The sequence below is a fragment of the Geodermatophilus obscurus genome, assembly GCF_900143215.1.
GTDB classification, from domain to species: Bacteria; Actinomycetota; Actinomycetes; order Mycobacteriales; family Geodermatophilaceae; genus Geodermatophilus; species Geodermatophilus obscurus_A.
The window spans coordinates 251,909-263,461 of record NZ_FRDM01000004.1; the positions used below are offsets into that span (position 1 = coordinate 251,909).

Genomic DNA, 11,553 nt, shown 5'->3' on the forward strand with positions numbered 1-11,553 from the left:
GCGGAGCGGCCCCTACCGGGGAGTAGGTTCGGGGGCGACCCGACGTCCGGCGGCGACCCGTCGTCGGATCCCCGAATCGTGGAGGACCCATGCCCGAAGCCGTCATCGTCGCGACCACGCGCTCCCCCATCGGCCGCGCGTTCAAGGGCTCGCTGAAGGACCTGCGGCCCGACGACCTCACCGCGACCATCGTGCGTGCGGCCCTCGACAAGGTGCCCGCGCTCGACCCCACCGACATCGACGACCTGATCCTCGGCTGCGGCCTGCCCGGCGGGGAGCAGGGCCACAACATGGGCCGCGTCGTCAGCGTCCTGCTCGGCATGGACCACCTGCCGGGGACGACGATCACCCGCTACTGCTCGTCGTCGCTGCAGACCACCCGCATGGCCATGCACGCGATCAAGGCCGGCGAGGGCGACGTCTTCATCTCGGCCGGCGTCGAGATGGTGTCGCGCTTCGTGAAGGGCAACAGCGACTCGCTGCCCGACACCCAGAACCCGGCGTTCGCCGACGCTCAGGCCCGGGTCGCCAAGACCGCCGAGAGCGGCGCGGACTCCTGGACCGACCCCCGGGACAACGGCGAGGTCCCGGACATCTACGTCGCGATGGGGCAGACCGCGGAGAACCTGGCGCTGCTCAAGGACGTCTCCCGCCAGGAGATGGACGAGTTCGCCGTCCGCAGCCAGAACCTGGCCGAGCAGGCCATCGCCGACGGCTTCTGGGAGCGGGAGATCACCCCGGTCACCACGCCCGACGGCACGGTGGTCAGCACGGACGACAGCCCGCGCGCGGGCACCACGCTGGAGGGCATCTCCGGCCTCAAGCCGGTCTTCCGCCCCGACGGGCGGGTCACCGCGGGCAACGCCTGCCCGCTCAACGACGGCGCCGCCGCGGTCGTGGTCATGAGCGACACCAAGGCCCGCGACCTGGGGCTGACCCCGCTGGCGCGCATCGTCTCCACCGCGGTCACCGGCCTCTCGCCGGAGATCATGGGCTACGGCCCGGTGGACGCCTCGAAGCTCGCGCTGCAGCGGGCCGGGATGAGCATCGGTGACATCGACCTGGTCGAGATCAACGAGGCCTTCGCGGCGCAGGTCATCCCGAGCTACCGCGACCTGGACATCGACATCGACAAGCTGAACGTGCACGGCGGCGCCATCGCCGTCGGCCACCCCTTCGGCATGACCGGCGCCCGCATCACCGGCACGCTGATCAACGGCCTGCAGACCGAGGACAAGACCTTCGGCCTGGAGACGATGTGCGTCGGCGGCGGCATGGGCATGGCGATGGTCCTGGAGCGTCTGTCCTGAAGAAGGACCCGGCGAGATCGGCGGTCTCGCACGCTGCCCACCCCGGAGCCGTGCGAGACCGCCGATCCCACCCCAGGGGGAGCGGCCCCCGGAGCTGCCAGTGGCCCGGCCCCCTCGCGGGGACCGGGCCACTGGTGTTCACGGCCCCGTCCCGGGCCCACCCTGAGCCTGCGAAGGGTGGGGAGGACGGGGTCCTTCTTCAGTCGCCGCTCTGCAGGTAGGACAGCAGCCGCAGGATCTCCAGGTACAGCCAGACGACCGTGATGAGCAGGCCGAAGGCGATGTACCAGGCGAACTTCGCGGGGGCGCCGCGGCGTATCGCCTCGTCGGCCATGTCGAAGTCGAGCAGCAGCGAGAACGCCGCGACACCGATCACGACCAGGCTGAAGATGATGGACAGGGTGCCGCCGTCACGCAGACCCAGGCCGCCGGGGACGAAGAAGCCGGCCACCAGGTTGACCAGGACCAGCGCCAGCACACCGAACATCGCGCCGACGATCCAGCGGGTCAGCTTGGGGGTGACCCGGATGGCGCCGGTCTTGTAGACGACGAGCATGCCGGCGAAGACACCGAAGGTGCCGACCAGCGCCTGCATCACGATGCCGGGGTAGATCGCGTTGAACGCCTCGCTGATGGCACCGAGGGCGATGCCGTACAGCGCGCCGTAGGACAGCGTGGCGACCGGGTTGGCGATCTGCTTGAACGCGATCACCAGACCGAGCACCAGGGCCACGAGGACCGCGGGCAGGGCCAGGCCGAACGCCAGCGCCTGCGGGAGCAGCGCCCAGGTGACGGCGGCCGAGAGGACGGTGACCAGGAAGGACAGGCCCGTCTTCTGGACGACGTCGTCCATCGTCATGTAGCGGGTGGTCGGCGGCGCGTACGGCGACTGCGCGGCGTACGGGTCCTGCGTCCCGTAGCCGGACTTCGGGGCCCCGTACTGCGGGGCCCCGTACTGCGGAGCCCCGTACTGCGGAGCGCCACCCCACGGGGTGGACTGCTGGCCGTAGCCAGGGCCCGTGTTCTGCAGGCCCCGGCCGAAGACCGGGTTGGAGCTGGGCATCGTCATCTCCTCGAGGTGACCGGCTGTCGTGGGGCCCACGGTCCTGCACCCCACTCGTCCAGGTCAACGCCTCAGGAGGCCCGCGCGTTCCTGGGTGTCTGCTGGACACCCGGACGGGGGGTGCGGACGTGCCGCGGGGGCCGGTGGCCGGCCGCCACCGGCCCCCGCGGGCTCCTGTCTCATATCTCGTCGCCGTCGTGGTCGTGGTCGGAGCTCAGGCCGCCGCCGCCGGCCTTCTGCTCCGCCGTCACCCGGAACTGGCGGTCGGTCGGGTCCTCCTCGAACGTGCCGCCCGGCACCGGCGTGCCGGTGTCGCCGTTCACCCTGGCCGTGTCGTAGGACAGCGTCAGCACGGCATAGGCGATGGCGTCGGAGTTCTGGTCCAGCGCCGTCTCGCTGATGTTGCCGATGTCGTCCCCGGCCTGGTGGTAGTTCGCGTCGTAGGCGACGCCGGCAGTGCCGCCGTACAGCGGGACCTGGTACTCCTGCTTCAGCACCTCGGCGCCGGTGAAGAGACCACCGGAGGGGATGCCCGCCCGGATGAACGCCTGGTAGTCGCTGCGACCGCTGAACTCGGTGCCCTCGTACCACAGGTCCTGCGCCTCGTAGTAGTCCTCGAGGACGTACTCGATCTGGTCCGAGCCCGCCGGCACCGGCGTGCCCGTCGGGGCCGGGAAGTCGGACTGGTCACCGTCGTAGATGAACCGGGCGAAGTTCGGCGAGCCGACCATGTCGAAGTTCAGGTACAGGCCGATCCGGTCCTTCTCCGCCTGCGGCAGGGTCGACACGTAGTGGTTCGAACCCAGCAGGCCGAGCTCCTCCGCGCCCCACCAGGCGAAGCGCACGGTGTTCTCCGGCTTCACCTCGGTGAGGTTCTCGGCGACCTCGACCAGCGCCGCGCTGCCACTGCCGTTGTCGTTGATGCCCGGGCCCTGCAGCACCGAGTCGAGGTGGGCGCCGGCCATGACGACGTTGTCCGAGGTCCGGCCGGGCAGCTCGGCGATGACGTTCTCGGTCGTGCGGGTCTCACTGGTCGAGTCGACGGCGAGGTTGACCGTCGTGCCCGCTGCGGCGAGCTCCTGGCCGAGGGCCGTCGGGACCCCGATGACCGGGATGCCGACCCCGGGAGCGCCCAGCGTGCCGTTGACCGGCCCCTCCGCGTTGTTGGAGACGATGACCGCGGAGGCGCCGGCGGTCTCGGCGTTCTGCGCCTTCACGCCGAAGGCGCAGCCGCCCCGTTGGACGAGGGCCACCGACCCGGAGGTGAAGCCGGTGAAGTCGGTGGCCTCACAGCCGCTGCCGAGCTCCGTGGCCGGGAGGTCGACCGGGCTGACGGCGCCGTTGTCGACCGTCCCGGCGCCGGTGTAGGTCATCGGCGTGTAGTCGGTGCCCACCGTGTAGGTGGTCGCCGTGGGCGTGACCCGATTGAACGAGCTGCTCCGCAGCTCGAAGAACGGGAAGTCGAACGACTGGGTCGTGACCGACCAGCCCGCCCCCTTGAGCCGCTGCTCCACGTAGTCGACGGAGGCGTCGTAGCCCGGCGTCCCGGAGGCACGGTTGCCGCCGTTGTCCTCGGCGATGCCCTGGAAGGCCTCCAGGTGCTCCATGACCCCGTCCAGGGTCACGCAGTCGGTCAGCTTGGCGACGGTGTTGTTGGTCCGCTGCTCGCACGCCTGCGCGGCGCCGGCCGGCGCGGCCACCGCCACGGTGCCCGCCAGTGCCATCGCGCCGGCGGCACCCAACGCCACCATCCGTGCCCGGCGGGAGTCGGTTCGGGTCATGCAGGGTTCCCCTCCGCTCGCGAGGTGCCTCAACGCTGGGACACCGTGTGTGACCTGTGTGACTCTGCGTGGGGTCACGGTGCGCAGTCAAGCCTTGACTTGTCCGTACCGGCCCCTGGGTGCCCCCGGTCGGGTTCGAACCGACACTGGGACCCTTTTAAGGGGCCTGCCTCTGCCAGTTGGGCTACGGGGGCCGCCGAGCACGCCAGCCCGGCGGTCAGCTCGCCCGGAGGGAGCCCGACTGGGCCTTGTCCTCCGCCGAGGGCGGCGGCAGCGACCCGGTGCGGCCGGTGTTGGCCGCCTCGACGAACTCGCGGCGCGGGTCCTGCAGCTGGCCCAGCGAGATGACCTCGCGCCGGAACACCGCAGCCAGCGTCCAGTCCGCGACGACCCGGGCCTTGCGGTTGAAGGTGGGCACCCGGCTGACGTGGTAGGTGCGGTGCATGAACCAGGCCGGCCAGCCCTTGAGTTTGACGCCGTAGACCTGCGCGACGCCCTTGTGCAGGCCCAGGCTGGCCACCGAGCCCGCGTAGGAGTGCCGGTAGGGCTCCGGCTCGTGGCCCTCGAGCACCGCCACGATGTTGTCGGCCAGCCGCTTGGCCTGCCGGACGGCGTGCTGCGCGTTGGGCGCGGTGGTCGCGCCGGGGCTCTCCTTGGTGAGGTCCGGGACGGCGGCCAGGTCGCCGGCCGACCACGCGTCGGGCAGCCCGCGCACCTGCAGGGTGGGCTCGCAGACCACCCGCCCGCGCTCGTCCACCGGCAGGTCGGTCTCCTTCAGCATCGGGTTGGGCTTGGTGCCCGCCGTCCACACCAGGGTGTCGCTGTTGAACTCATCGCCATCGCTGAGCCGGACGTGGCAGTCGGTGACGGACTCCAGCCTGGTGTTGAGCCGCACGTCCATCCCGCGCGCGGTGAGCTGCTTGACCGTCCAGGCGGCCATGTCCAGGTCGACCTCGGGCAGGATCCGGCCCATCGCCTCGACCAGCACCCAGCGCATGTCGGCCGTCGAGAGCCGCGGGTAGTAGTGGGTGATCGCGTAGCGAGCCATGTCCTCGAGCTCGGCGAAGGCCTCCACCCCCGCGTAGCCGCCGCCGACGAAGGTGAAGGTCAGCGCGCGGCGGCGGACCTCCGGGTCGTCGGTCGAGCTGGCCGCGTCCAGCCGGGCCAGCACGTGGTTGCGCAGGTAGATGGCCTCGCCGACGTTCTTGAACCCGATGCCGTGCTCGGCCAGCCCGGGGATGGGCAGCGTGCGGGCCACCGACCCGGCGGCCATCACCAGGACGTCGTAGCGGAGCTCGTAGGGCTCACCCTCGAGGGGGGCGATCCGCGCCCGCTTCTCGGCGTGGCTCAGTCCCGTGACGGCCCCGGTGACCACGCGGCAGCGCGGCAGCGTCCGGCGCAGCGGCACCACGACGTGCCGCGGCTCCACCGAGCCGGCCGCGGCCTCGGGCAGGAAGGGCTGGTAGGTCATGTGCGGCTGCGGGTCCACGACGACGATCTCCGCTCGCCCGCGGGACAACTTCTTCTGCAGCCGCAGGGCGGTGTAGAGGCCGACGTAGCCGCCGCCGACGACGAGGACCACGGGTCGTTGCGCCATGGGTGCGAGCCTAGGGCCGGAGAGGGGGTCCCGGCAGGGTCGCGGCCAGTTCGGTGGCCCGGGCGAGGACGGCGTCCAGCATCGGCTCGGTGAGCTTGCCGGTGAAGGTGTTCTGCTGGCTGACGTGGTAGCTGCCCAGCAGGGTCAGCGGCCCGCGCGGCCCCTCCAGCGACACCTCCACGCCGTGCCCGAACGCCGGCCGCGGCCGGGGCAGCGGGTAGCCGGCCTCGGCCAGCACCGGCCACAGCGCCGTCCAGCCGAACCCGCCGAGGACGACGGCGACCCGCAGCCGCGGCAGCAGCGCCAGCTCACGCGCCAGCCACGGTGAGCAGGTGTCCCGCTCCTCCGGCGTGGGGGCGTTCGCCGGCGGCGCGCAGCGGACCGCCGCGGCGACCCGCACGTCGGTGAGCTGCAGCCCGTCACCGATGCGCGTGGACGTCGGCTGGTTGGCCAGGCCGGCCCGCCACAGCGCGGCGAAGATCCAGTCCCCGCTGCGGTCGCCGGTGAACACCCGACCGGTGCGGTTGCCGCCGTGCGCGGCCGGCGCCAGGCCGACGACGGCGATCCGGGCGTCGGCCGGGCCGAGCCCCGGCACCGGGCGGCCCCAGTACTCCTCGTCCCGGAAGGAGGCCCGCTTGACGCGGGCGACCTCCTCCCGCCAGGCCACCAGGCGCGGGCAGGCACGGCAGCCGGAGATCCGGGCGTCGAGGACGGCGAGGTCGCGGGTGCTCCGCGCCGAGCGGACGACGCCGGCCGGGCTGCGGGTGACCGGGAAGCCGGCCGCGTCGCCCGGGTGGCCCCGCTGCAGGATCCCATCGCGAGCCTCGATCGACCTCCCTGCAGCAGAAGGACCTCCCTGCCCCCCACCGCTCGCAAGCTCGCGGCGGGCCCCTGCAGGGAGGCCGTGGGGACAGGGGGGTCCTGCACGGGGGGCAGTGGGGTCCTCCATGGATCCAGCAGACCACCCCGGGCGAGCGCGGGTGCGCCGCGGGGCGGCATGATCGCGGCGTGGCCCGGACGAAGAAGCAGAAGGCACCGCTGACCTGGAAGCTGCTGGGCGCCGGTATGGCCGTCCCCGCGGGGATCGCCGTCCGGAAGCTCAGCGACGCCGCCTGGTACGCCGTCCGCGGCACCCAGCCGCCCAAGAACCCGGCCGCGCCGGGCGTCGGCTGGGGCGAGGCCCTGGCCTGGGCCGCGGTGTCCGGGGTCGCCGTGGCGGCCGGCCGGCTCGTCGCCGCCCGCGGCGCGGCGGCGGCCTACCAGTCGCTGACCGGCAAGCTGCCGCCCGGCCTCAACGAGGGCTCCCCCTGACCGCTCCGCGGGCCAGCTGCAGCGCGATGCCGTCGAGGATGTCGTGCTCGCTGACCACGACGTCGTCCAGCGCGAAGGCGTCCATGAGCACCCGCAGGACGAGCGAACCGGCACCGATGACGTCGACCCGCCCCGGGTGCATGACCGGGTAGGACGCACGCCGCTCGCGACTGGCGGTGAGCAGCCCGGCGGTCACCGCGCGGACGGCCGACACCGGGATGCGCGAGCCGTGGATGGTCATCGGGTCGTAGGCCGGCAGACCGAGGGCGAGCGCGGCGACGGTGGTCACCGAGCCGGCCAGGCCGACGAGGGTCGCGGCCTCCCCCACCGGGACGGCGGCGGCCACGTCGGCCAGCGCGGCGCGGATGTCGGCCTCGGCGCGCTGGATCTCGTCGGCCGAGGGCGGGTCGCCGTGCAGGTGCCGCTCGGTGAGGCGCACGCAGCCGACGTCGACCGACCGGGCCGCGCGCACCCCGCCGGTGTCGCCGAGCACGAACTCGGTGGACCCACCGCCGATGTCGACCACCAGGTACGGCGGGCGCGGTCGCGGCTGGCCGTGTGCGGCGACGGCGGCGTCCAGCGAGGCGGTGGCCCCGAGGAAGGACAGCCGCGCCTCCTCGTTCCCGGGGACGACGTCGGGCAGCCGGCCGAGGGTGGCCAGCACCATCCCCTCGAAGTCCGCGCGGTTGGCGGCGTCCCGGCTGGCACTGGTGGCGACCATGCGGACCGCGGTCGCGCCGAGCTCGCTGGCCTGCGCGGCGTACTGCGCCAGCACCACCCGGGTGCGCTCGATCGCCTCCGGCGCCAGCCGGCCGGTGGCGTCGACGCCCTGCCCCAGCCGGACGACCTCCATCCGGCGCAGCAGGTCGGTGTGCGGCCCCTCCGGCGGGACGTCGGCCACCAGCAGGCGGATGGAGTTGGTGCCGCAGTCGATGGCGGCGACGCGGGTCATCGGTCGTCCTCGTCCCCGGCTCGACTCCGGCCTCGTTCCGCTCCTCGGTCCACGTCGTCAGTCGCCTCCGCGGTCGCTCCTGTCCTCGCTCGCTGGCGCTCGCTGCGATGCTCACTCCCTGTCGGCGACGGGCATCTCCCTGCGATGCTCGCTCGGCCGTCGTCTCCGGGGGTCCGGGCGCAGGGGCCGTTGGCCCACCACTCCCCCATCTCGGCCACGGCGCGGTCGCCGACCGGGTTGACCCCCGGGCCGGCGGCGAGCGCGTGCGCGGCCAGGGCGTGCAAGCACTTCACCCGGTCGGGCATCCCACCGGCGGTGGTGCGGGTGGGCAGCTCACCCAACGCGTTCCGCTCGGCCAGGTAGGCCTCGTGGGCGGCGCGGTAGCCCGCGGCCAGCTGCGGGTCGGCGCCCAGGTCGGCCTGCCACGCCCGCATCCGGCCGGTGGACTCCAGCCGGCTGGCCGCAGCGCTCGCCCGCGGGCAGGTCAGGTAGTACAGCGTCGGGAACGGGGTGCCGTCCTCCAGCCGCGGGGAGGTCTGCACGACGTCGGGCTGGCCGCAGGGGCAGCGGTGCGCCACCGCGCGCAGGGCACGCGGCGGCCGGCCGAGCTGGCGGGCCACGACCTCCCGCTCCTCCGGCGTGATCGGTTCGGTCACGCGACCTCCTCGCCGGCGCTCGTCGGCCGCGTCCGCGTCGGTGCCGCACACGTGGGTGAGCTCGCGAGCTCGGTCACCCGTCGGGCTCCTCGTCGCCGTCGGCCACCGCGACCGACTGCAGCAGCGCCTCGTACCAGGGCAGCTCGCCGTCCACGGGCTCCGGCACCGTGCCGGCGTCCCCCTCGACGGCCTCGCCGTCGACCACGACCACCAGCCGGTCACCGGGCAGCACGTAGGCCAGCCGCTCGCGGGCCTGGCGCGCGGTGTAGGCCGGGTCGGCCTGCCGCTCCAGCTCCTCCTCGAGCTGCTCGGCCCGCTGGTCCAGGGCGGTGCCCTCCGCGGCCAGCCGGGTCAGCTCGGCGCGGCCGGCCAGGAACTGGCGCAGCGGGCCGGCCAGGGTCAGCAGCAGCACCAGGACCAACCCGGCCAGCAGCACCGCGCGGCCGGTGACCAGGGGCCGGCGGGGGGTGCCCGAGGCCGCCGCCCGCGGCGTGCGGCGGACGGCGCGGCGCGGCTCCGGCCGGCTACCCGCACCCGAGCGGGAGCCGGCCGGGACCGGACGGGACGGCGCACCCGACAGCGGCCGCCCCGTGGAGCGCCGCCGGCCCGACGGTGCCGCGCCCGACCTGTTCCGGCGGCCGCGCGCCGCGCTCATCGGCGGGCGCGGCCGGTCACTCGCCGGCCGCCGCGCCCAGCCTCGGGAAGGCGGCCGCACCGGCGTACCGGGCGGCGTCGTCCAGCTCCTCCTCGATCCGCAGCAGCTGGTTGTACTTGGCGACGCGCTCGCTGCGCGCCGGCGCACCGGTCTTGATCTGCCCGCAGTCCGTGGCGACGGCGAGGTCGGCGATCGTGGTGTCCTCGGTCTCGCCGGAGCGGTGGCTCATCATGCAGCGGTAGCCGCTGCGGTGGGCCAGGTTGACCGCGTCGAGGGTCTCGGTGAGCGTGCCGATCTGGTTGACCTTGACCAGCAGCGCGTTCGCGGCGTTGCGGGCGATGCCGTCGGCCAGCCGGGACGGGTTGGTCACGAACAGGTCGTCGCCCACGATCTGCACCCGGCCACCGAGCGCGGCGGTGAGCGCGACCCAGCCGTCCCAGTCCTCCTCCGACAGCGGGTCCTCGATCGAGACGATCGGGAAGGCGTCGACCAGCTCGGTGTAGTACGCGGTCATCTCCTCCGCCGACAGCTTCTTGCCCTCGAAGGCGTACGCGCCGTCCGCGTGGAACTCGGTGGCCGCGACGTCGAGGGCGAAAGCGATGTCGGTGCCCACGGAGTAACCGGCAGACTCGACAGCCCGGACGATCAGGTCGAGCGCTGCCCGGTTGCTGGACAGGTTCGGCGCGAAGCCGCCCTCGTCGCCCAGCCCGGTGGACAGACCGTCCTTCTTCAGGACCGACTTGAGCGCGTGGTAGGTCTCGGTACCCATGGCCAGCGCCTCGGCGAAGGTCGGCGCGCCGATCGGGGCGATCATGAACTCCTGCACGTCGACGTTGCTGTCGGCGTGGGCGCCACCGTTGAGGATGTTCATCATCGGCACCGGCAGCACGTGCGCCGACGGCCCGCCGACGTAGCGGAACAGCGGCAGGCCGGCGGACTCGGCGGCGGCCTTGGCCACCGCGAGGCTGACGCCGAGGATCGCGTTGGCGCCCAGGCGGGACTTGTCGGGCGTCCCGTCGAGGTCCAGCAGCCGCTGGTCGACCAGCCGCTGCTCGCTGGCGTCGTAGCCGACCAGCTCGGGGCCGATGACGTCCAGGACGCCGTCGACGGCCTTGGTCACGCCCTTGCCGCCGTAGCGCTCGCCGCCGTCCCGGAGCTCCACCGCCTCGAAGGCGCCGGTCGAGGCGCCGCTGGGCACGGCGGCCCGCGTGATCGTCCCGTCGTCGAGGGCGACCTCGACCTCCACGGTGGGGTTTCCGCGCGAGTCGAGGATCTCCCGCGCGCCTACGGCGTCGATGCTGGGCACGGGGATCAGCCTAGCGACGCCCGGGCCAGCCGCTTGCCCACCGCGGCGGGCGTTGGCGAGAAGTCCGAGCGCAGCCGAGCCGAAGACGGACCCACCGCGCTCCCGATCGACCGATGGCGTCGGTCCGACGCGCTCGCCCTGAAGGGGGCTTCAGGGACAGCTGCACTACGGCAGGTCTGGGCCAGGCCGCTACAACTTATTGCTCAGCTCACGGTCGGTTCGGTCAAGTCAGTCAGGTCGGAAAGGGTGACTGCGACGCCCACCCCCTCTACGGCGTCGAACACCTCCAGTTCGCCTACTCGACCGTGCGTGACATGGAGCACGACGTTCACGAACTGCTGCTCCGGACGGCGGCCGGTGGCCTCCACGGCGAAGTAGTCGTCGCGGCCCGTGCTGGACAGTTGAGTGATCCTCTCGGCAAGAATCGGCTGCCTCACGCTGCGCAGGCGCACAGAGGAACAGCCGCAGCGGCAGACCGCATCCACAACGACCGCTGCGATCTGGTCGCGCAGCAGCGGTTCATCCACCGCAGCAGCCAAGGCCATGAGCAGCCGACGCTCAGCCTCGATCCGCCGATGATCTTGGCCAATTGATCATCGAGTAGAGACGAATGCCCCTGTCGCCAGGGAGGATGGGACTTGCGACGGTTCCATCGGCTGGCAGGCAGGGGCATCCGGTAAATGCGAGTCTTCCACAAGCTCAGCGCGGTTTTCGATGACCCGAACCTGATCTCGGTCGCCGGTCTGGCGCCGGTGATGGCGCTGGCCGAACGGGCCGGACTGCAGGAGTTGGTCGCCGAGCACGTCACGGTGCCGGGCTCGGCCGGAGCGAACGCCGCGGTCAAGGTGCCGGCGCTGGTCGCCGGGATGGTCGCCGGCGCGGACTCGATCAGTGACCTGGATCTGCTGCGCCACGGCGGGAT

At 73.0% G+C, this 11,553-nt stretch carries 11 protein-coding genes, 1 tRNA gene and 1 pseudogene; 3 read left to right on the plus strand and 10 right to left on the minus strand.

What is annotated here, in order from left to right:
* Positions 1–89: 89 nt before the first annotated feature.
* Entirely contained in the window at positions 90–1,310 is a 1,221-nt protein-coding gene (locus BUB17_RS06605) for an acetyl-CoA C-acetyltransferase (protein WP_072915268.1), read from the plus strand.
* Between the two features lie 199 nt (positions 1,311–1,509).
* On the opposite strand, the gene BUB17_RS06610 is transcribed toward BUB17_RS06605, so the two are convergent.
* From BUB17_RS06610 to BUB17_RS06630, 5 genes are all read right to left on the minus strand, one after another.
* On the minus strand, positions 1,510–2,373 hold the full coding sequence (locus BUB17_RS06610; RefSeq protein ID WP_072915270.1) for a Bax inhibitor-1/YccA family protein: 864 nt from the start codon (positions 2,371–2,373) through the stop codon (positions 1,510–1,512).
* A gap of 179 nt (positions 2,374–2,552) precedes the next feature.
* A complete protein-coding gene (locus BUB17_RS06615) occupies positions 2,553–4,154 on the minus strand; it encodes a M28 family metallopeptidase (RefSeq protein WP_072915273.1) in 1,602 nt (533 codons plus the stop codon).
* Positions 4,155–4,274: 120 nt separating this feature from the next.
* Positions 4,275–4,348: transfer RNA gene (locus BUB17_RS06620), tRNA-Leu, on the minus strand.
* A gap of 23 nt (positions 4,349–4,371) precedes the next feature.
* Entirely contained in the window at positions 4,372–5,751 is a 1,380-nt protein-coding gene (locus BUB17_RS06625) for an NAD(P)/FAD-dependent oxidoreductase (protein ID WP_072915275.1), read from the minus strand.
* 10 nt (positions 5,752–5,761) lie between these two features.
* A complete protein-coding gene (locus BUB17_RS06630) occupies positions 5,762–6,418 on the minus strand; it encodes a uracil-DNA glycosylase (protein ID WP_280173853.1) in 657 nt (218 codons plus the stop codon).
* A gap of 341 nt (positions 6,419–6,759) precedes the next feature.
* Here BUB17_RS06630 and BUB17_RS06635 point away from each other — a divergent pair, with 341 nt between their 5' ends.
* Positions 6,760–7,062, plus strand: coding sequence for a DUF4235 domain-containing protein (locus BUB17_RS06635; RefSeq protein ID WP_072915277.1), 303 nt, complete (start codon positions 6,760–6,762; stop codon positions 7,060–7,062).
* On the opposite strand, the gene BUB17_RS06640 is transcribed toward BUB17_RS06635, so the two are convergent.
* The 5 genes from BUB17_RS06640 to BUB17_RS06660 form a co-directional block, all read right to left on the minus strand.
* Entirely contained in the window at positions 7,043–8,014 is a 972-nt protein-coding gene (locus tag BUB17_RS06640; protein WP_072915280.1) for a Ppx/GppA phosphatase family protein, read from the minus strand. The two genes, BUB17_RS06635 and BUB17_RS06640, sit on opposite strands and share 20 nt — an antisense overlap.
* A complete protein-coding gene (locus tag BUB17_RS06645) occupies positions 8,011–8,670 on the minus strand; it encodes a DUF501 domain-containing protein (protein WP_072915369.1) in 660 nt (219 codons plus the stop codon). Before BUB17_RS06645 ends, BUB17_RS06640 begins: the two co-directional genes overlap by 4 nt.
* 73 nt (positions 8,671–8,743) lie before the next feature.
* The gene (locus BUB17_RS06650; RefSeq protein WP_072915370.1) at positions 8,744–9,325 is read right to left on the minus strand and encodes a septum formation initiator family protein; all 582 of its coding nucleotides are present in this window, start codon (positions 9,323–9,325) and stop codon (positions 8,744–8,746) included.
* A 16-nt stretch (positions 9,326–9,341) separates the two neighbouring features.
* Complete coding sequence (eno, locus tag BUB17_RS06655) at positions 9,342–10,631, minus strand: phosphopyruvate hydratase (RefSeq protein ID WP_072915282.1); 1,290 nt, start codon at positions 10,629–10,631, stop codon at positions 9,342–9,344.
* A gap of 203 nt (positions 10,632–10,834) precedes the next feature.
* The gene (locus BUB17_RS06660; protein ID WP_141242927.1) at positions 10,835–11,158 is read right to left on the minus strand and encodes a hypothetical protein; all 324 of its coding nucleotides are present in this window, start codon (positions 11,156–11,158) and stop codon (positions 10,835–10,837) included.
* A gap of 153 nt (positions 11,159–11,311) precedes the next feature.
* Here BUB17_RS06660 and BUB17_RS06665 point away from each other — a divergent pair.
* A pseudogene (locus BUB17_RS06665) lies at positions 11,312–11,553 on the plus strand (IS1380 family transposase); the annotation flags it as partial.

What these genes read in the sequence shown, in the direction of transcription:
- BUB17_RS06605 (WP_072915268.1), top strand. Translation starts at nt 90, where the DNA reads ATGCCCGAAGCCGTCATCGTCGCGACCACGCGCTCCCCCATCGGCCGC.
- BUB17_RS06610 (WP_072915270.1), bottom strand. Translation starts at nt 2,373, where the DNA reads ATGCCCAGCTCCAACCCGGTCTTCGGCCGGGGCCTGCAGAACACGGGC.
- BUB17_RS06615 (WP_072915273.1), bottom strand. Translation starts at nt 4,154, where the DNA reads ATGACCCGAACCGACTCCCGCCGGGCACGGATGGTGGCGTTGGGTGCC.
- BUB17_RS06625 (WP_072915275.1), bottom strand. Translation starts at nt 5,751, where the DNA reads ATGGCGCAACGACCCGTGGTCCTCGTCGTCGGCGGCGGCTACGTCGGC.
- BUB17_RS06640 (WP_072915280.1), bottom strand. Translation starts at nt 8,014, where the DNA reads ATGACCCGCGTCGCCGCCATCGACTGCGGCACCAACTCCATCCGCCTG.
- BUB17_RS06650 (WP_072915370.1), bottom strand. Translation starts at nt 9,325, where the DNA reads ATGAGCGCGGCGCGCGGCCGCCGGAACAGGTCGGGCGCGGCACCGTCG.